At 42.0% G+C, this 19,003-nt stretch carries 22 protein-coding genes; 3 read left to right on the top strand and 19 right to left on the bottom strand.

Features of this window, described 5'->3' with window-relative positions:
- Nucleotides 1–5: 5 nt before the first annotated feature.
- Both cmpA and RQP52_RS21790 read left to right on the top strand, forming a co-directional pair.
- Nucleotides 6–170: a cortex morphogenetic protein CmpA gene (gene cmpA / locus RQP52_RS21795; RefSeq protein ID WP_090818813.1), complete on the top strand. Its 165-nt coding sequence runs from the start codon at nucleotides 6–8 to the stop codon at nucleotides 168–170.
- A 227-nt stretch (nucleotides 171–397) separates the two neighbouring features.
- The gene (locus tag RQP52_RS21790) at nucleotides 398–724 is read left to right on the top strand and encodes a PCI domain-containing protein (RefSeq protein WP_315953808.1); all 327 of its coding nucleotides are present in this window, start codon (nucleotides 398–400) and stop codon (nucleotides 722–724) included.
- 168 nt (nucleotides 725–892) lie between these two features.
- On the opposite strand, the gene RQP52_RS21785 is transcribed toward RQP52_RS21790, so the two are convergent.
- The 6 genes from RQP52_RS21785 to RQP52_RS21760 form a co-directional block, all read right to left on the bottom strand.
- A complete protein-coding gene (locus tag RQP52_RS21785; RefSeq protein ID WP_315953807.1) occupies nucleotides 893–3,205 on the bottom strand; it encodes a Tex family protein in 2,313 nt (770 codons plus the stop codon).
- 107 nt (nucleotides 3,206–3,312) lie between these two features.
- On the bottom strand, nucleotides 3,313–3,663 hold the full coding sequence (locus RQP52_RS21780; protein ID WP_028553893.1) for a type II toxin-antitoxin system PemK/MazF family toxin: 351 nt from the start codon (nucleotides 3,661–3,663) through the stop codon (nucleotides 3,313–3,315).
- A gap of 3 nt (nucleotides 3,664–3,666) precedes the next feature.
- The gene (locus RQP52_RS21775) at nucleotides 3,667–3,948 is read right to left on the bottom strand and encodes a CopG family ribbon-helix-helix protein (protein WP_028553892.1); all 282 of its coding nucleotides are present in this window, start codon (nucleotides 3,946–3,948) and stop codon (nucleotides 3,667–3,669) included.
- A gap of 216 nt (nucleotides 3,949–4,164) precedes the next feature.
- Entirely contained in the window at nucleotides 4,165–5,337 is a 1,173-nt protein-coding gene (gene alr, locus RQP52_RS21770) for an alanine racemase (RefSeq protein ID WP_315953806.1), read from the bottom strand.
- A gap of 404 nt (nucleotides 5,338–5,741) precedes the next feature.
- On the bottom strand, nucleotides 5,742–6,899 hold the full coding sequence (locus RQP52_RS21765) for an outer membrane lipoprotein-sorting protein (RefSeq protein WP_315953805.1): 1,158 nt from the start codon (nucleotides 6,897–6,899) through the stop codon (nucleotides 5,742–5,744).
- Between the two features lie 144 nt (nucleotides 6,900–7,043).
- Complete coding sequence (locus tag RQP52_RS21760) at nucleotides 7,044–7,370, bottom strand: hypothetical protein (protein WP_315953804.1); 327 nt, start codon at nucleotides 7,368–7,370, stop codon at nucleotides 7,044–7,046.
- Between the two features lie 200 nt (nucleotides 7,371–7,570).
- Between RQP52_RS21760 and RQP52_RS21755 the strand changes: the two genes are divergently transcribed.
- On the top strand, nucleotides 7,571–8,650 hold the full coding sequence (locus tag RQP52_RS21755) for an acyltransferase family protein (protein ID WP_315953803.1): 1,080 nt from the start codon (nucleotides 7,571–7,573) through the stop codon (nucleotides 8,648–8,650).
- Between the two features lie 55 nt (nucleotides 8,651–8,705).
- Here RQP52_RS21755 and RQP52_RS21750 read toward each other — a convergent pair whose 3' ends face one another.
- The 13 genes from RQP52_RS21750 to RQP52_RS21690 all read right to left on the bottom strand — a co-directional run bounded on the left by RQP52_RS21750 (nucleotide 8,706) and on the right by RQP52_RS21690 (nucleotide 18,990).
- Nucleotides 8,706–8,831: a hypothetical protein gene (locus tag RQP52_RS21750; protein WP_258567639.1), complete on the bottom strand. Its 126-nt coding sequence runs from the start codon at nucleotides 8,829–8,831 to the stop codon at nucleotides 8,706–8,708.
- Nucleotides 8,832–8,914: 83 nt separating this feature from the next.
- Nucleotides 8,915–9,841, bottom strand: coding sequence for an NAD-dependent epimerase/dehydratase family protein (locus RQP52_RS21745; protein ID WP_315953802.1), 927 nt, complete (start codon nucleotides 9,839–9,841; stop codon nucleotides 8,915–8,917).
- A 21-nt stretch (nucleotides 9,842–9,862) separates the two neighbouring features.
- On the bottom strand, nucleotides 9,863–11,269 hold the full coding sequence (locus RQP52_RS21740; protein ID WP_315953801.1) for an undecaprenyl-phosphate glucose phosphotransferase: 1,407 nt from the start codon (nucleotides 11,267–11,269) through the stop codon (nucleotides 9,863–9,865).
- Nucleotides 11,270–11,275: 6 nt separating this feature from the next.
- Nucleotides 11,276–12,142: a glycosyltransferase family 2 protein gene (locus RQP52_RS21735; protein WP_315953800.1), complete on the bottom strand. Its 867-nt coding sequence runs from the start codon at nucleotides 12,140–12,142 to the stop codon at nucleotides 11,276–11,278.
- Between the two features lie 96 nt (nucleotides 12,143–12,238).
- Nucleotides 12,239–13,186 (bottom strand): glycosyltransferase family 2 protein, encoded by a 948-nt coding sequence (locus RQP52_RS21730; protein ID WP_315953799.1) that lies wholly within the window; start codon nucleotides 13,184–13,186, stop codon nucleotides 12,239–12,241.
- Entirely contained in the window at nucleotides 13,173–14,033 is an 861-nt protein-coding gene (rfbD, locus tag RQP52_RS21725; protein WP_315953798.1) for a dTDP-4-dehydrorhamnose reductase, read from the bottom strand. The genes RQP52_RS21730 and rfbD overlap by 14 nt, the downstream gene beginning before the upstream one ends.
- Nucleotides 14,030–15,052, bottom strand: a complete 1,023-nt coding sequence (gene rfbB / locus RQP52_RS21720; RefSeq protein ID WP_315953797.1) for a dTDP-glucose 4,6-dehydratase — start codon at nucleotides 15,050–15,052, stop codon at nucleotides 14,030–14,032. The genes rfbD and rfbB overlap by 4 nt, the downstream gene beginning before the upstream one ends.
- Nucleotides 15,053–15,064: 12 nt before the next feature.
- Complete coding sequence (gene rfbC, locus RQP52_RS21715) at nucleotides 15,065–15,613, bottom strand: dTDP-4-dehydrorhamnose 3,5-epimerase (RefSeq protein WP_315953796.1); 549 nt, start codon at nucleotides 15,611–15,613, stop codon at nucleotides 15,065–15,067.
- Between the two features lie 41 nt (nucleotides 15,614–15,654).
- Entirely contained in the window at nucleotides 15,655–16,071 is a 417-nt protein-coding gene (locus RQP52_RS21710) for a GtrA family protein (protein WP_315953795.1), read from the bottom strand.
- The gene (locus RQP52_RS21705; protein ID WP_315953794.1) at nucleotides 16,022–16,957 is read right to left on the bottom strand and encodes a glycosyltransferase family 2 protein; all 936 of its coding nucleotides are present in this window, start codon (nucleotides 16,955–16,957) and stop codon (nucleotides 16,022–16,024) included. Before RQP52_RS21705 ends, RQP52_RS21710 begins: the two co-directional genes overlap by 50 nt.
- Entirely contained in the window at nucleotides 16,944–18,035 is a 1,092-nt protein-coding gene (locus RQP52_RS21700) for a DegT/DnrJ/EryC1/StrS family aminotransferase (protein ID WP_315953793.1), read from the bottom strand. The genes RQP52_RS21705 and RQP52_RS21700 overlap by 14 nt, the downstream gene beginning before the upstream one ends.
- The gene (locus tag RQP52_RS21695) at nucleotides 18,032–18,586 is read right to left on the bottom strand and encodes an acyltransferase (RefSeq protein WP_315953792.1); all 555 of its coding nucleotides are present in this window, start codon (nucleotides 18,584–18,586) and stop codon (nucleotides 18,032–18,034) included. The genes RQP52_RS21700 and RQP52_RS21695 overlap by 4 nt, the downstream gene beginning before the upstream one ends.
- Nucleotides 18,583–18,990, bottom strand: coding sequence for a sugar 3,4-ketoisomerase (locus RQP52_RS21690; RefSeq protein ID WP_315953791.1), 408 nt, complete (start codon nucleotides 18,988–18,990; stop codon nucleotides 18,583–18,585). Before RQP52_RS21690 ends, RQP52_RS21695 begins: the two co-directional genes overlap by 4 nt.
- Nucleotides 18,991–19,003: the final 13 nt, after the last annotated feature.

Genomic DNA, 19,003 nt, shown 5'->3' with positions numbered 1-19,003 from the left:
GGCATATGCCGCAATGGCTCTGTAATCAATTAATGCGGGCCTTCCAGAACAAAAACCGCAGACAAATCCGATTGCTGAATGATAGCTGGTACTTTTACCGCACCCGCCGCTCACAAGAGGAGTGGCCTGACACCCAATCGACGGACGGACCGGGCAAACGTAAATTTTGATAAAAGGGCTAGTACTTGTTTGAGACAGGTGCTGGCTTTTTTGCCGTAACCCGTACATAGAAGCAGCAAGCTTAAATGAAAAATATGTTGCATATTTGAAATGAGCCCACTATACTGTAAATAAATGTAATAGTCCGTTGAGTGAAGCACACTTGATCCAGCAGAATGTTCTGCGGTTCGGTGTGTTTTTTTGTTATCTAAATATGTCTAAAGGGAGTCGATCATTCATGGTTTTACGTCGAAGAGTGAAAAAGGGTCAAGGAGACAACGTCTATCTGCTGCATGAAAGGAGGTCATCTTATTCTGTACGTAACATCCCCACCCCATCTATACCCGATCTGTGGGAGTTAAGGAAGCAAGTTATTCTCCAGGTTGCGAAGCGCCGTAATGGCCAAATCCGTATCCAAGACATCGCGGCCGAATGTAATGTCCCTTTTCGAATAGCTGCCGGATGGCTGTCCCGTTTAGCGCACGAGGGCATACTCACGGCTGTCGTTGGCCAACAGCATGCAATCGTTTATTTCGTAAAGGAGGTGGGACAAGCTTCGGAATGAGATTTACTCTCAAATATTACTGGAGAGGATGATGTGGACAGATGCGAAAGATGATGCTGAAAAAGAGAGAGGATGATGTAAAAGAAGCCGAAGAATGAAGCAAAAAAGAGAAAGGATGATGCAAAAAAGCAGCCGGCAGCTCATCGCCGCCAACTGCTATCTATTTGCTTATTGCTGCGGTTTTTTCATGGTCAAGCCGACGCGGCCTTTTTTCTGGTCTACGTTCAGCACCCACACTTGAACAATGTCTCCAACGGAAACAACATCCATCGGATGTTTCACGAAGCCGTTCTTGAGCTGGGAGATGTGCACCAGCCCATCGTTCTTAATGCCGATATCGACGAAAGCGCCGAAGTCGATGACATTGCGCACCGTGCCGGTCAATTCCATGCCCGGCACAAGGTCCTCCAGCTGCAGCACGTCCGTGCGGAAGATCGGCGCGGGAACTTCTTCCCGCGGATCCCGCCCTGGACGCTGCAGGCTGTCTAAGATGTCCCGCAGCGTCGGGACACCCACGCCCAGCTTCGGAGCCATCTCCTCAGGCTCCAGCGTTTGCAGCAGCGACAGAAGCTGCTGCGAGCCCAGCTGCGCCAGTTCCAGGCGCAGCTCCTTGAACAGCCGATCCACGACGTCATAAGACTCCGGATGGATCGGGGTGTTGTCCAGCGGGTTCCCGCCGCCGGGAATCCGCATGAACCCGACACACTGCTCGAAGGTTTTCGCGCCAAGGCGCGGAACCTTCGACAGCTCCTGTCGGGAGCCGAACTTGCCGTTCTCCTCGCGATACTTGACGATGTTCTTGGCCAACGTCGCGTTCACGCCCGACACGTACGAGAGCAAAGACGGGGACGCCGTGTTCAAGTCCACGCCGACATGGTTAACGGCCGACTCCACGACGGCCTTCAAGTTCTCATCCAGACGTTTCTGCGAAACGTCATGCTGGTACTGCCCGACGCCGATAGCTTTCGGCTCGATCTTTACAAGCTCCGCGAGCGGGTCCTGCAGCCTCCGCGCGATCGAGATCGCGCTGCGCTCGGCGACGTCGAGGTCAGGGAACTCCGTCTGCGCCAGCTTCGACGCGGAGTATACGCTCGCCCCCGCTTCGCTGACGATCAAGTACTTGAGCTTCTGCTCCTTGATCTCGCCAATCAGCTCCGCAACAAACTGCTCCGTTTCACGGGAAGCCGTTCCATTCCCAATGACGATCAGCTCGACGCCGTGCTTGCTGATCAATTGCTTGAACTTCGCCTTCGCTTCCGCCACCTTATTATTCGGAGGTGTTGGGTACGTCACGGCGATTTCAAGCATTTTCCCGGTGTCGTCGATGACGGCCAGCTTGCAGCCTGTCCGGTAAGCGGGATCGACACCGAGCACAACGTGCCCTTTGACGGGCGCTTGGAGCAGCAGATTACGTAGATTTTCTGCGAAAATCTTAATCGCTTGCTCCTCGCCCATCTCTGTCATCTCTCCGCGCACTTCACGCTCGATGGACGGTGCGATTAGACGCTTGTAAGCATCTTCGACAATCGCACGAAGCACATCTTGTACGACGGATTGCCCTTTGATAATCTGCCTAGCGATATAATCATGAATTTTGTCTACTGTAACAACCAAATTAACCTTGAGAATTTCCTCACGTTCTCCACGATTAATAGCAAGAATACGGTGTGGCGGGAGACGCTTCACCGGCTCCTGATAGGCGTAGTACATCTCATAGACAGACTCAGCCTTTGCATCTTTTGCCTCCGTATGTAAGACACCTTGATCCTGCGTGTATCTGCGTACCCAGGCTCTGATCTTGGCATCGTCTGCAATGTTCTCCGCCAAGATGTCCATCGCCCCTTGGATCGCGTCAGCCGCGCTTGCAACCTGCTTGTCCGCGTTTACGTAACGCTCCGCTTCTTGTTCGAGCGATCCGTTTCTAGGCTGCTTCCAGATCCAATCCGCTAGCGGCTCTAAGCCACGCTCCTTGGCTACGCTGGCTCTCGTCTTCCGCTTTTGACGGTACGGCCTGTACAGATCTTCGATTTCTTGCAGCTTTGCAGCGCCTTCAATCGATTTGCGCAGCTCATCCGTCAGCTTCCCCTGCTCGTCGATCAAACGCACGACCTCCAACTTGCGATCCTCGAGGTTTCGCAAATACTGCAAACGCTCCTCGATGTCTCGCAGCTGGTTTTCATCCAGCTCGCCCGTCATTTCTTTTCGGTACCGAGCGATAAAAGGAATCGTGTTCCCCTCATCCAGCAGCCCCATCGTCGTTTTTACTTTACCTGCGGGCAGCTGGAGCTCAGCGGAGATCTGCTTCAAGATTCGCTCTTGGATCTCCGCTTTCTTCTCATCAGAAAGAACGACTTTTTCCTTTGGCTCTTCCTCGTATTTGTTCTTTGTTCCTTTGCTGTCGGCCTGCTCTTCTACCGCTGCGCTTGTCACACCGGTACTTCCGGATGCTTCGCCGGCTGCGTGAAACCATTTGTTCATCATCGTTTCCAATATCGTCACAGTCATTCCCCACTTCTACTTTAGATTCAAGTATGTATGCAAACCAAAAAACGAGGGAACCACTTCCCCCCGTCCGTTCCTGATCCTATTCAAAATTCTATCAGTCCCACGCTAATTTGCAAAGCGTCGTCAACCTTTCGCATCGTTTCTTCATCCAAATGCGTAATTTTGTCCGTAAGCCGTTGCTTGTCAATCGTTCTGATCTGCTCAAGCAGAATGACCGAATCTCGATCGAAACCATGCGTCTCCGCGTCGATTTCCACATGCGTGGGCAGCTTCGCCTTCTGGATTTGAGCGGTAATCGCTGCAACAATCACGGTTGGGCTAAAGCGGTTGCCGATATCATTTTGGATCACTAGAACAGGACGAACTCCTCCCTGCTCCGACCCTACTACCGGCGAAAGATCTGCGAAAAAAACATCGCCACGTTTCACAATCACTTCTTACACCCCGCTTACTAAGCGATCAAGCGTACCGTCCGCTTCTTCCTCCGCTTGAAAAGCTTCAGATGCCATGCTGAGATTAATTTTCGCCATCTCCATATACCCACGCTGCATGGATTCGCGTAGACTGCGCTTTTTGCGTTCAATTAAATACAGCTTCATTGCCTGGCGAATAAATTCGCTGCGATTGGAGTTCTCCTTCTCGACAATGCCGTCCACTTCTTGCAACAGATTGTCAGGCAAGCTAATCATGATCCTTTTCGTATTATGCGCATTACTCACACTCTCGCACCCCCAGAAACGATACAAAGACAATATTACCAGTATGTCAAATTGAAAACCAAATTATACAATAGATATATGCAACCAGTATATCAAATATGTTACACCTATGGATATAAGATTCTACACTACCTATTCGATAGCCTACTCTAAATTCCTCCAAAGGAAGGAACATTTTTAAATGGTAATTTCATCTAAGTTAAAATGAACCCAGATCTAGTATCGATGACGCATCAGCGGATTAATGGCATCCACCCGCTCGCCGCCGCGTACATACACACGTGCGACCCGATGTGAAATCATACAAATCACTTCATAATTCACTGTGCCTAGCTGATCGGCAATATCTTCAGCCGTAATTCGTTCTCCATCCTGCTCCCCGATCAACACAACCTCATCGAGAGACTGCACACCTTCGACTTCAGACACGTTGATCATGCATTGGTCCATACAAATTCGACCGACTACTTGCACCCTTTTACCGCGAACCAGAACCTCTGCCTTACCTGAAAGCATCCGTGAATACCCATCCGCATACCCGATTGGCAGCGTTCCGATCTGCTCTTCACCTGTAGTGTGATAGATCGTTCCATAGCTGATCCCTGAGTTTGGCGGCAATGTTTTGAGATGGACGATACCTGTTTTGAGACTAAGCACCGGTTTTAACGCGATTTTTGTTTGATCCACATCTCCGGAAGGATATAGCCCATACATCGAGATACCCAAACGTACCATGGAATATGTGAGACCAGGCAAATCAATAGCTGCTGCACTGTTGCCTGCGTGTATATATGGAAACGTTACATCTTTATCCGTAAAATAGCTCACAATCCGCTCAAAACGGCGGTACTGCTCCAGCGTATAGCTTTTATCCACTTCATCTGCATTCGCGTAATGGGTGAACAATCCTTCAACTTCCACATTCGGCAGCGTCAACGCTTGCTCGATGAAAGGAATTGCATCCGCTTCCGTATGCAAACCAAGACGGCCCATGCCGGTATCTAGCTTGATGTGGATTTTCAGCTTCTTCTTATGCTGCTGTACCTGCAGCTCCTTGAGGACATCATGACTATAGACCGCTATCGTAACATCAAGCTCTCGTGCCCGCTCGACTCCCTCTGGAGGCGTATAGCCAAGCACCAGAATAGGTGCGGTTATTCCTGCATTCCTTAGCTCCAGCGCTTCATCAAAAAACGCTACACCCAAGTAATCCACACCTGCGGCTATAGCCTCTTTGGATACTTCTACAGCCCCGTGTCCGTACGCATCCGCTTTAACGACTGCCATCTGCTTCATTCCTGCCGGCAGTATCTTCTGAAAACCTTCAATGTTGCTTCGCAGTGCATCTAACGAAATTTCAACCCACGTGGGACGATAAAAAGCATCCACCAGCGTTCACCTCTTTTTCCAAATGCAAAGGACAAGGGAAGGCCCGCTCCATGCGAGCAGCAGGACTCCCCCTCCAATAATTCCGAACCCGTTAGGACCGATAAACCTATGTTAAACCGAGTCACGAAACACTGTCAACCGTCCTTTGGCCTTAAATAAGGCGAAATCGCGTCATATCCAAACGACTCTTTTTATGAGCATGTCTGTTCGCATGGCCATCTCCGAAAGGAAATCGGCTCAATGCTACTCCCCTCGTACACTTGCAGCCCATTCAGTTCTTTTCTAAAAAGTATGATCTTCCATCGTATTCAATCCTCCATTGGCACACTTTCCCACATTAATTTTCTCTGATAATCGCCTGAGAGGCCAAAAAGACCTGCTCTTAAGAGCAGATCTTTGGTTAGTTACTTACCAGATTGGCCTTCTGTCGCCATCGCCACTTTAATCATTTCATTCGTCGGCAAATCTCCCGTCGTTAATCTGAACTCTACGCCGTCATTCGTCCAAGTGAGAGTCTTCTTATCTTCCCCTGTGAGAACGCCGATCGTGAAGCCTAGATCCACAATATCACCTGGCTGCAAAGATACCGACTTCGCCTGAGGTCTAACCTCAACCATACTGAAGTTGTACTTCCCTTTGTATCTCAAAAGGACTGCGGCGTCTTCACCCAGTTTCATATCCGTAATATCCTGCTTCACGACATCCTTAGGCAGATAGCTAGGCTCAATGATACCAATACTTTGCGGTTTGCTTGCCGCGGCATTTGATTTCGTTGCATCCGTTTTTGTTCCTGTAGAGGTTGTCGGTTGGGATTGATCGGATTGGCCGCCTGTTGCGGTCAAGTTTTTGTCCGTTACACCTGCTGCCGGATGATTGGCATCCGTCACCTTAACATCGGACATTGTCGGCAATGTCTGCATGTTCCAGCTCGTCATGTTCCGCTCCATTTGGAAGAAATCCTTATCAAACTTCGCATCGAATTCGAACTTCGTGAAATTCACCTGCACCATCACATTTTGGTTCGCATCCGACACTTGAACTTGCGTAGGTGCCAGCGTCTTTTTATTCAGCCAAATTTTCTGGCGGGACAGCTGCTCATTCTGATAATTCGCCGCCACATCGAACACATAGGCATCATTGTCCGTTGTAAACTGGCGATCCTTGTCCGCAATAATACTTCTAGCTAGAGATTGGAACAAGTAAACCTGTCCTTGATTCTCCGGCCAATCGCTTTGGAAACGGAAGCTTTTCTTCAGATGCGGCGTTAAAACAAACACGCCCTCTTCATTACGCAGCACAATTTGCGTCACATCTTTCGATGCATTCGTCAGTGAAATCCGGTAGAAATGTTCCGGCGAGAACGCCACCTCCACCTGGTACTCCTGCGGCTGTGACCCTGTGTGCAAAATCATGCTGCCTGAAGCCTGATAGCTATCCGCTTTGCTGATCACATGATCCAAATCCTTTACGATAGATCCTGCATCTTTCTTGCCTATCCCGCATCCCGCGAGAACCAATGCTAAGCACATCACCACTGCTACCATCCATGTGACCCGGCGCATTCGATCATCCCCTCACTCATGATTAACATCAACATAGTACATGCATATGAGGGGACTTGGCCGATTATGCAGCCAAGCTACCGGCTTGGACAGATTTAAGCAAAAAAAATAAGACTAGCTCTGGATTCGTCTAATCTTACTCATTTATCTCACTAATTTTAGCGTACGAATACTAGCTGCATGTTCCATCATCGTCACAGCAATTCCTGCAATTTGCTCACCTTGCTGTACTTGAACTTGTTTGATTTCTTGCAGCGTGTCTTCTACTTTTGACATTCTGTTCTCCAAACTCCCCATGCGGTCTTCCATACCACCCATTCGGTCCTCTAGATTACCCATGCGGTCTTCTAAATTACCCATACGTCTGTCCATACTGTCAACTCTGTCTTTAATGGCCTTAACATCCGCGCCAATTTCATTAATTCTACCGAGCATGGCACTTAAAAACTCACGATCTGTCATCTCAGCCATTTTCCATGTCCTCCAACCTATAAGCCTTAGTCCTTATATTATAACCTACGTGAGAAGTAAAAAGAATCCCTTAAAAATATGAAATCCCCTATTTGACTCAACAAAATTCAGCAACCCTTCAGGTTCCAGACATATTTTTTTCACAGTCATCTGGCATAATGATCTATTGAAGATTCATTCATGAACCGGAGGAATTACCTTTGAATAACAACCAAAAAATCACGCTTCAAGCCTCAAGAGGAGCGGCAGCATTTTTTGTGCTGCTTTTCCATACGTCAGCCATGTCTTTCAAGTATTATCAATACGACTTACTAGGGATCAGCTCGATCGGCAGATCAGGCGGGGTAGACTTCTTTTTCCTTTTAACCGGGTTCCTGCTCTTTCATACCTATGGCCATAAAATAGGAACTCAAATGACCGTTCTCCCCTACTTGACTAACCGTCTGATTCGTATCTATCCCTTTTACTGGTTAATCACACTCGTTGTTCTGCCTGTCTACTTTTTTGTTCCGAGTTTTGGATACGGCTTTGAGACCCATAAGGATACCATTATTAAATCATTGCTGCTGCTCCCTCAAGCACATGGTCCCGTGCTGCCAGTGGCTTGGTCGTTAAGCTATTTTGTACTATTTTACTTGGCTTTCAGCCTTCTCCTTGCTCTTGGGAAAAAGCCAGCATTTATTTTAGCTTCCATTTGGATTACCTTAACTTTATGCCATTTTTTGCGAGTGCCATTGATAAGTGCAGATATCGATCGTCATTTCTATCTAAACTTTCTCTTTAGCGATGTGAACTTGGAATTCATGGCTGGTTGTTTAATGGCCAAATGGGTGGAGCAACATAGAAGTAAACATTACAAATGGTTAATTTCTATCGGGGTGTTTGGATTTTTACTGATATGGATCAATAACAAATATCAATTTGCTCCTTTTCACAGTTACTTGCTATACGTTATTCCGGCTATATTTGTACTGCTAGGCGCTTCCTCCGTACCTGAGCGAATTCAGCTGCCAAAGTGGGTTCTGGCCCTCAGCAAACTTGGGGATGCGTCTTACACGATTTTACTAACCCATCTGATATTTATCTCCATATTAATGAAATTAAGTGTGGCTACTCATCTCGTCGATTTTTTGGGCCCTCTGCTCACAAATGTAATAATTGTTATATGTGTCGTGCCGCTATGTCACATGGCATACAGGTTGGCTGAGAAACCGCTTGTCGCTGGACTTCGCGACGTCATAAAGGTAAGCCCTTCCCGGTCTTCAAAACCTGTCTCCTAAAACAAAAAGACTGCCTACGGCTATATAAGCCCAAGCAGTCTTTGTTTATTTGCTTTCACCAAATATACACAATACCGGCAATAATACCTGCCCAGATCAGGGAACCGAACACCACGCCAACAATCAAACCTTTGCCAATTGAAACGCGTTCATCTTGGTAAGCGTCATCATGATCGATCATAAAAAAACCTCCCCGCACACTAAGTATATGCTTAGTATGGGGAAGATGTTGACGAATCATGCGGTTGGGGTGAAAAAATTTAATTATTTATTTAAGTTATGAGGTAAATAGTAATTACATGTTTCTTGTAAACCATCTCGTAACGAATATTGTGGCTCCCAGTTCAAATCTTTTTTTGCAGAAGTATAATCCAGGAAGCTATGTATTATGTCCCCTGCTCTTGCTTCTTTGTACATCGGAACTACTTCTACATTACTCGCTTTTGAGATCAAGGTTAATAATTCTTTAACACTCGTTTGTTTACAACAACCGATATTATAAATCCCTTTACTTCCTTTATCCAAAGCGGCAATATTCGCTCGTGCTACATCTTTTACAAAGATAAAATCCCTTGTTTGCTCCCCATCTCCAAAAATTGTTGGTTGATATTTATCTATTATTTTATCAATAAAAATGGATACTACTCCACCTTCACCTTTTGGATCTTGCCTTGTCCCATAGACATTCGCATATCTAAGAATTGTAAAGTCTAAGCCATTTTGTTCAGAAAAAACTTCTATATAATGTTCAGGTGTATGTTTAGATATCCCATAATACGACAATGGTCGGATCGGGTGCTTTTCATCAACAGGCAAATAGTGTGGGTTTCCATAAACAGCTGCAGATGAAGCATAAATAATTTTTTTAACATTTGCTTTCTTGCATAGTTCAAGTAACTTAACAGTTCCGACAATATTAACTGTAGCATCGAATGCCGGATCTTTTAATGAAGATTGAATATCTATTTGAGCAGCGTGATGAATAACAATCTCTGGTTTGAATTCCAAAAAGGCATCAATAGTACGATCATCTAAAATGTCCATCTTATACACTTCAGCTTTTGCGTTAACATTCTCTTGTCTACCTGTTGAGAAATTATCCAATATTGCAACAGAATGTCCAAGATCTATGAGCAAATCAACAATATGCGAAGCAATAAAACCTGCTCCACCAGTAACTAGTACCTTCATATTTCCCCCTAAATTCCTAATTTAATACGCATTTTTATTGATAAACCCATTAATAATCGTTCGCCAAATAATTTTAATATCGAATAAAAAAGTCCAATTTTCAATGTAAAAAATGTCATGCTTGATACGTTCCTCAATCGATGTGTCTCCACGCAAACCATTGCTTTGCGCCCAACCCGTAATGCCAGGTCGAATATGATGCTTCACCATATACTTCGGAACTTCTTCCTTGAATTGTTCCACGAAATAAGGGCGTTCCGGCCTTGGACCGACGACACTCATATGACCAAAAAGCACATTGAAAAACTGTGGCAGCTCATCCAAACTCGTTTTGCGCAGGAAAGTTCCAACCTTTGTGCGCCGCGGGTCATTTTCAACCGTCCACTCCGTATTAGAAGCACTTTCGGGCAACACATTCATGCTACGAAACTTATACATCATAAAATTCCTTCGGTTCAGTCCTACCCGCTCTTGCTTGAAAATAATCGGACCTGGAGAAGTTAATTTAATCGCGATGACCGATGCAACCATAACCGGTGCTGTAATAACAATAGCTACGCTAGCAAATATGATATCAAAAGCCCGCTTGAACAACCGATTTCGGAACTCATCCAGAGGAATATCCCGCACATTAATGAGTGGCATTTCAGCAAAATTATCAAAATAGGGCCGTGACGGTAAGAAGTCATAAAAGTCCGGAATGATTAGCGTTTTAACACCTATTTTCTCGCAGACATTAATGATATTACCGAATTTACGATGGGCATCCAACGGGAGTGCAATAATGACCTCATCGACTATAGTATCATTCAAGATGGACTCAAGATCATCAATTTTGCCAATTATCGGCTTATATTTCTGGTAAGGAATTTCGTGCTTTTCTTGATAATCATCAAGGAATCCGACAACCTCATAACCTAACTCTGGATGCTGCCTGAGCTTTGTGTAAAATTGTCTGCCAAGCGATCCAGCCCCAAGAATAAGGATAAATTGCTTATTATAACCCTTTTGTCGAACTCGCTTCAGCGAAATTTTAATCATATAGCGATAAAAGCTAATGACAAGGATGTTGTTCACTAGGAAAAGCAAGAGATAAGAACGTGAAACGTCTACTTCTTTTAGAATAAATAAAAGGCTTAAGAGCAGCAATAAGCTGAATACATGCACTTGGATAATTTTAAATACCTCAAATGAAAACTGCTTTTTTCTTTTTGGCATATAAAAATTAGTCATATAACTGATGAAGATCGCGATTAATGCGTAGCTGACGCTCCACATCACGTAATGCTTAATTGGCAGTGGAGAATCAAAATGAATCCAGCCACTTTTAAATTTCAGCCACCAGGAAAGTAAAAATACGAGCTGAATACAAATGAAGTCGGCCAGCGCGTAAAGTTGGGTCAAAAAACCTTGACTCTGTCGAATCAATGTAAATCACCTCGTTGGTTTTAGTTTATTTCTTGCCAAAGATAGCCCGAACTTCAAGCCTACTCCTATGTAAACCGCCAAATTGGTCAGCCAGGAATACTTCTGACGGTAATGTTTGTTATGAAACAAAATCATCGCACGATGGAATTCATAGATAATTTTATAAGGCTTCCTTCTGCTGCTCGCACCTTTGTAATGAATGATTTGCGTCCTAGGATAATAATAATTGACCCAGCCCGCCTCTTTAATTCTATAACACCAATCTATATCCTCACCATACATAAAAAATTCCTCATCCAGCATTCCGACCTGATCAATCGCCTCGCGGCGGATTAACATGAAAGCACCTACCAGTGAATCGATACCGTATTCCTCGTCTGGATTCAAGTATCCCAGCTGGTATTGATTGAAGCGTGGAATTTTCGGGAATAGCTTCGAAAAGCCGAAGGCATAGTAAAAGGACGCTGACGGCGTCGGGAAGCCTCTTTTGCAGGCTTTGTCGAGCGAACCGTCTGGCAGTACGATTTTACAGCCACTAGCTCCTACGATTGGGTTCTCGTCCATGAAATGAAGCATCGTTTCTAAAGTGTCTTGTTGGACAACGGTATCGGAGTTCAGGAGCAGCACGTATCTCCCTTTCGCGATGCGAATACCTTGATTGTTAGCTCTTGAGAAGCCAACATTGTCTTTATTTGCGATACAAATGACTTTGGGGAACTGTTCGTTAAGGGACTTTATGATGCCGTCATTCGAGGCATTGTCAATTAAAATGATCTCATATGTGTATGCTGTAACTGACGAAAATACTGACTTTATACAAGCTAGAGTTAGGTCATGTGTTTTGTAATTAACAATCATAATTGATAAATCCAAGGGGAAACCTCACTTTTCTTAATTTCAGTACCCCTATTATAACATGCGAACAATAAAATTAGCCTCAAAAAATAAGACTAGCTTGTGCTAATCTTATTATCTGAACCATTTATTAAGTTCGCTTGGTGATACTCTTTGCTTACTACGAATGGCTTGTCTCTTACTGCGGAGATCCGGATATTTACGAAAGAAGTCAGCCCATGCGCCTAGCAGCTTTGGTTCTCTTACAAGTGCATAAGCCAAACTAAGACATTCGTAACCGAAAAGTGGAACAACGTGCTTAAGCATCATAGGAAGCATATCGTTCTTTACCATCATTTTGTAACGGTTAATGTAGGAGAGTCTTCTGACAAATAGCGGCTTACTGCTCCTACCACCTTCCTTCCAACCTCGCTCATGAAAGGCGACAGCAGATGGCTCGTAAAGGGCCTTCCAACCGAGTAGTTGAGCTCTCCATGCGACATCCACATCTTCTTTGTATGCAAAGAAGTCTTCGTCGAAAAATTCGCCATTCAAGCTAATGTCATTAATCATCACTCGAGAATACATCGCAGCGGCACCTGAAACGCCAAACACTTCTTCAGGCAACTGGAAACTCTCGCTAGACTGATGAGTACCGCGGTCGAAGGCTCTGCGAGCTATATTAATAATAAGCCCTGTACTGTCAATGTGTTCAGGGTTTGCTTTGAACAGCAGTTTACCTGTTGCGCTGCCTGCACGAAGTGTATTAGTTAATGCTTTTATCGTATCAAGAACATAATCCTTATTGAGCGTTACATCCGGATTCAAAATAAGACAATAATCCGTTTCTGTCATTCTTATTGCTTGATTATGACCGCCAGCGAAGCCGTTGTTCACGCTATTTTTCACGAGTCTGATCTTATCCGACCATTTTTGTAGCTTCATAAGCGTGTCATCCTTTGATGCATTATCAATGACGATGATCTGATCAATCGGATAGGTTTGAGTAAGAACAGTCTCTAAACAATCATCTATATGTTCAGAGCTGTTGTAAGTCACGATATGAATACTAGCAGTTTTCATTCCTGTTCTCTTTAAGCTCCTTTAAAAATGCCCTTAGCCCCTCACGCCAAGGCCTCAAATCCTCAAATCCATTCGCTCGAATCGCAAAATGCTCCATCGCTGAGTATCGTGGTCTTGGCGCTGGACGTGGGAATTCCCCAGTTGTACATGGCAGTACATTAATTTCGACTCTGCTCTCTTCAAAGATGGCACTAGCAAAATCAAACCACGAACATACACCGGAATTTGACGCATGATAAATACCATATCGCTCCGTTTGCACGAGCTGTTCTAAGAAACCCGCTAAATCAACCGTATAGGTCGGTGATCCAAACTGATCATTTACGACTTTTAAACTGTCACAATCTTCTGCTAATTTAAGCATAGTTTTAACAAAATTTACGCCGTACTTACCATACATCCATGAAGTTCTGACAATAAAATATTTTGAAGAGAGCGTCTGTACGAGAAACTCCCCTGCTCTTTTGGATTTCCCGTAAATGCTTTGGGGGTTCGTGTTGTCATACTCTCTGTATGGATTGGACGCAGTACCATCAAATACATAATCCGTGCTGATGTAGCAGAGCTTGGCTCCTACTTTTTCAGAGGCAACAACAAGATTTCGTGTTCCAACTGCATTGACCTTATAGGCTTTATCCTCTTCCGTCTCAGCAAGATCAACAGCTGTATAAGCTGCACAATGGATGACAACTTCAGGCATCAGGTCTTTAATGATGTTAAGACATTGACTCTCATTTGTAATGTCTAATTGTTCTTTTCCTAACCCATAAATCTCATGCTTACACTCGAGTAACTTAACAACATCTTGCCCGAGTTGGCCATTAGCCCCTGTAACAACGATTCTCAATCTATGGCACCCAGCCTCGCTCCATATTGCTCATCAAAATATTTTTGATATTCGCAAGATTGAATTCGTTTCCACCATATTTCATTGTTCAAGTACCAACGAATTGTTTCATGAATACCTGTCTCAAAATTATGCTTCGGCTCCCAACCAAGCTCCCTGGTTATCTTAGTAGCATCAATGCCATAACGCCGATCATGTCCTGGACGATCCTTAACATACTTAATCAAAGATTCCGGTTTACCTAACTCATGAAGAATGGTTTGAACAATTTGTATGTTGGTTCTCTCATTATTTCCACCAATATTATAAACTTCCCCATTAACACCTTTATGTAAAACCAGATCAATCGCACTGCAATGGTCCTCTACATATAACCAGTCACGGATATTTAAACCATCTCCATAAACAGGAAGCGATTTATCATCTAATGCATTCACAATCATTAACGGGATTAACTTTTCAGGGAATTGATAAGGTCCATAGTTGTTGGAACAACGGGTGATATTAACAGGAAGCCCGTAAGTCTCATGATACGACCGCACAAGAAGATCGGAACCCGCTTTACTCGCAGAGTACGGACTGTTAGGTGAAAGAGGAGTCTCTTCCGTAAAAAGTCCTGTTTCCCCAAGTGTTCCATATACTTCATCTGTAGAAACATGAACAAATTTCTTAACGGAATGCTTTCTAGCCGCTTCAAGCAAAACTTGCGTACCTAACACGTTTGTCTTTACAAAAACATCCGGTTCCAGAATGCTTCTATCAACATGTGATTCCGCGGCAAAATGAACAACAGAATCCACTCCCTGTTCAAAAAGACTGCCAACCAGTTTCGAGTCTGTAATATCGCCTTTTATAAAAGTATAATTGCTATTTTCCTGAATTGTTCTGAGGTTCTCCAGGTTGCCTGCATACGTTAATGCATCCAAGTTAATTATTTCATAGTCAGAATAACGGTTTAGTATATAATGAACGAAATTGCTGCCGATGAAGCCGGCTCCGCCGGTTATGAGTATTTTCAATTTGATTTCTCCTTAATCAGTATAAACTACTGCATCCTTCAGTAAAGGGTGTTTTTTATCTCTTTCCGATAAAAGAGGAGTAGATGTTGGCCAATCAATTCCTATCATTGGATCATCCCATGTTATGCCAAAATCATGTTCTGGAGAGTAAAACTCGTCCACCTTATACAAAACTTCAGTATTAGGTTCCAAGGTACAGAAGCCATGGGCGAATCCCTTTGGAACTAAAAGTTGTTGCTTGTTCTCTTTACTTAAAATAGTTCCAACCCAATTACCATATGTAACTGATGTTTTTCGAATATCAACTACAACATCAAATATAGAACCTGCAATAACTCTAATTAATTTTGTTTGTGCTTTTGGACCAATTTGATAGTGCAAACCTCGAATAACATCTTTTGAAACAGAAAGGGAATGGTTATCTTGCACAAATTTATAGTTGATATTAAACTTTTGAAATATAGATTCATTGTAACTTTCCATAAAAAAACCACGACTGTCTTCATACAATGAAGTTTTAAGAATTAAAACACCTTCCAGCTTTGTTTTGATAATTTCCACATTCTTACCTCCTCAAAGGTTTAGAATTCCCCCATTATTAATTATTTTATGAGTTTTCCTTTAATTATATATTTACTTAGAAGAAAAGTAATAGGTACAGTAACAATAATGATTATTATTGGTGCAAACGATAAAATTTTGTTATTTATATGTTCTACTAAAAAGTACAAAATAACTTCACTAAATAAAAACTGAACAATATAAATAATAGGAAAGCTCATTGCTTTTTTTATAGATGCTTTCTCATGAAAAACATAAAAAGTATTCATAAAATACGAAAAAATAATTCCTATTAAATATGAGAAGCCGTAGGAAAATAAGTAATTAAAACGCATTAACATTAATAAATAAATTAAATAGGTTAATAGAAAATTTAACGCGCCGATTATTAAAAATTTTAAAAACTCCTTATTCAAAAATTTTGTCAATAATATATGCAGGTCTCTTTCTACTCTCATCTAGAATCCTCCATAAGTATTCACCAATAATACCTAACATAACCATAATTATTCCCAATAAAAAGGTGGTAATTGCTATTAATGAACTCCAACCTTGTAGTTCGATTGTCCCAATTAATGCGTTTGTTATAACAAAAATCCCATATAAGAAACTCAATAATGCAGTTAATACGCCAATCAATGACATAAACCTTATTGGTGCGTAAGAGAAACTAACAAATGAATCAATAAAGAGTTTAATTTTCTTTGAAAGCGTCCATCTTGATTTCCCAAACTTTCTTTCTTGTCTTACATAAGGAATACTATCCCGCTCATGTCCAAGCCAAAAAATTAAACTCATAATATTTGTATTCTTCTCTTGGATTTGATTCAACTCTTCCACTATTTGCTTATCTAGCAGAACAAAGTCAAATCCGCCGCTTGGGTAGTCTTTAAGTGCGAATTTTTCCATTAGATAATAATAAGAATTAGAAAACATCTTCTGTGAGAATGACTCTTCACGATCTGATCGAGTAGCCATTACTATCTTCTTCCCTTGTTTCCACTTACCAATCATTTCAACAAATAATTCAGGAGGATCTTGTAAATCAGCAGCAATTATTCCGATACAATCTCCGCTAGCTAAAGATAAACCTGCTTGAATAGCTGACATTGAACCGAAGTTTTTACTTAATTTAATTATTTTTATCCTAGAATCATTTTTCTTATGTTCCAATAACAATTCAAATGATTTATCACGCGATCCATCATCAACAAAAATAAATTCAAGTTCAAAATGCGGTAATAAATCTTGGAGGTTTTGTAATCTGGGTATTGTGTTCGGTATATTAAGTTCGTTGTAATAGACTGGAATTACTATTGAAAACTTTTCTTTACTGGAAGTCATTCAGGGCCTCCACGACTGCTTTCGCATCAACTAATGGCATTACCGGGCTAATAGGAATACTTAAAATCTCTCTATGAATTTCCTCTGACAGCGGATAGCTTTCATCGGCCCATTCTTTATATGCTTCTTGCTTATGCGGTGGAATCGGGTAATGAATTAAAGTCTGTATACCTCTTTCTAATAAATATTGTTGGAGCTTATACCTTTCTTTAGTACGAATTACGAATACATGCCAAACATGAGATAACTCGTTTTCCTCAACAAATGGAAGTGTCAATTTTCTGTTGTTAATATTATTTAAATAATATTCTGCTATAGTTCTTCTTTTACTGTTGTCTTCATCTAAATATTTAAGCTTGGTTCTTAAAACCGCCGCATGTATTTCATCTAAACGACTATTTACACCTTTATATAAATTTTCATATTTTTTATGTGAACCATAGTTTCTAAGAGCTCTTATGACATTAGCTAAAGAATCATCATTAGTTGTAATTGCTCCTCCATCTCCTAAAGCACCCAGGTTTTTCCCTGGATAAAAACTAAATGCTCCCGCATCAGATAAACTACCAACACGCCTTGAAGCATATATAGCTCCATGAGATTGCGCACAATCCTCGATAACTTTAAGATTGTACTTTTGAGCTATTTCATTAATTTGCACCATGTTACAAGCCTGCCCATATAAATGAACAACTAAAATAGCCTTTGTTCGCGGGGTTATTTTCTCTTCAATTCTTGAAGGATCAATATTATATGTTAATATATTTGGTTCAACTAATACTGGTATTGCATTATTTGCAGAAATGGCTAATATTGATGCAATGTATGTATTAGAAGGTACAATAACCTCATCTCCCTCACCAATACCATACCCTCTTATTATTAATTCTAAGGCGTCTAAAGCATTGGCAGTACCAATACAATGTTTGGTTCCGCAATAATCTGCAAACTCGCTCTCAAAAGCCTCAACTTCCTTCCCCAAAATATACCATCCTGAATCAAGGACACTTTGAATACCTCTGAGTAATTCATTCTGATGACGTAGATTAATTTGTTTTAAGTCTAGAAAAGGAATCATAATTTTTCACCTATTTTATTATTTATTAATTCATATTCTTTAAGACATTTTTTACACATCAAATTATCATCTAAATTTTCACCACAGTTGCAAATATATTTTTTAAATTTCGCTGGATTTCCGAACCACAAGGTATTATTAGGGACATCCTTTGTTAATACAGAACCGGCACCAATCATTGCATATTTTCCTATTCTTATTCCGGCAATTATTGTTGCGTTAGCACCAACAGATGCCCACTCTTCTATTATAGTTTCTTCAAATTTCTCAGGATATTGTTTTGATCGTGGCTTTAAATCATTTGTGAAGGTTACATTAGGTCCAATAAAAACGTTATCTTCAATCCGAACTCCATCCCAAATATAAACTCCTGACTTAACAGTTACATTATTACCAATTAGAACATCGTTTTCAATGAATGTATGATCATTTACATTACAATTACTTCCTATAACAGCCCCTGGAAGTACATGTGCGAATGCCCATATTCTTGTGTTTTCACCAATTTTAGAAGACTCTACTATAGCATTAGGATGTTTAAAATAACTCATTTTCCATACACCTCAACAAATAATTGATAATCTCGAATATAGTCTTCCGGGTCATATAAATGCGATGCTAATACTAATAGAACACTATCAGAAGAGAAATCATACATCTCGTGCCAATCATTTGGCTCCAAAAGCAAAATTTTAGTTGGCGAATCCAATATTACATCTTTTTTTCTACTTAAATTATCCAAGTATACACTACATTGGCCAGAAACACAGATTAATGCTTGTCTCGTTTTATAATGAGCATGGTATCCCCTTCTTACACCTGCTTTAGTTTCATATATATAAAATACTCTTTTTATTTCAAACGGTATCGTATTATGGGACTCTATAACAGAAAGAAGTCCTCTTTCGTCTCCTAATTTACCGTTATTAATTAGTTCACTTACTTGACTTTTCATGACCATCCTCCTA

This window comes from Paenibacillus violae (assembly GCF_032461945.1).
GTDB classification, from domain to species: Bacteria; Bacillota; Bacilli; order Paenibacillales; family NBRC-103111; genus Paenibacillus_E; species Paenibacillus_E violae.
The sequence above is the reverse complement of the archived record's forward strand: the minus strand, read 5'-3'. Positions and strand labels throughout refer to the sequence as shown.

Bases quoted from the DNA above. Each gene is read 5' to 3' on its own strand.
- cmpA (WP_090818813.1), top strand. From the start codon at position 6: ATGCCGCAATGGCTCTGTAATCAATTAATGCGGGCCTTCCAGAACAAA.
- RQP52_RS21790 (WP_315953808.1), top strand. From the start codon at position 398: ATGGTTTTACGTCGAAGAGTGAAAAAGGGTCAAGGAGACAACGTCTAT.
- RQP52_RS21785 (WP_315953807.1), bottom strand. From the start codon at position 3,205: ATGATGAACAAATGGTTTCACGCAGCCGGCGAAGCATCCGGAAGTACC.
- RQP52_RS21765 (WP_315953805.1), bottom strand. From the start codon at position 6,899: ATGCGCCGGGTCACATGGATGGTAGCAGTGGTGATGTGCTTAGCATTG.
- RQP52_RS21760 (WP_315953804.1), bottom strand. From the start codon at position 7,370: ATGGCTGAGATGACAGATCGTGAGTTTTTAAGTGCCATGCTCGGTAGA.
- RQP52_RS21750 (WP_258567639.1), bottom strand. From the start codon at position 8,831: ATGATCGATCATGATGACGCTTACCAAGATGAACGCGTTTCAATTGGC.
- RQP52_RS21745 (WP_315953802.1), bottom strand. From the start codon at position 9,841: ATGAAGGTACTAGTTACTGGTGGAGCAGGTTTTATTGCTTCGCATATT.
- RQP52_RS21730 (WP_315953799.1), bottom strand. From the start codon at position 13,186: ATGAAAACTGCTAGTATTCATATCGTGACTTACAACAGCTCTGAACAT.
- RQP52_RS21710 (WP_315953795.1), bottom strand. From the start codon at position 16,071: ATGAGAGTAGAAAGAGACCTGCATATATTATTGACAAAATTTTTGAAT.
- RQP52_RS21705 (WP_315953794.1), bottom strand. From the start codon at position 16,957: ATGACTTCCAGTAAAGAAAAGTTTTCAATAGTAATTCCAGTCTATTAC.
- RQP52_RS21700 (WP_315953793.1), bottom strand. From the start codon at position 18,035: ATGATTCCTTTTCTAGACTTAAAACAAATTAATCTACGTCATCAGAAT.
- RQP52_RS21695 (WP_315953792.1), bottom strand. From the start codon at position 18,586: ATGAGTTATTTTAAACATCCTAATGCTATAGTAGAGTCTTCTAAAATT.
- RQP52_RS21690 (WP_315953791.1), bottom strand. From the start codon at position 18,990: ATGAAAAGTCAAGTAAGTGAACTAATTAATAACGGTAAATTAGGAGAC.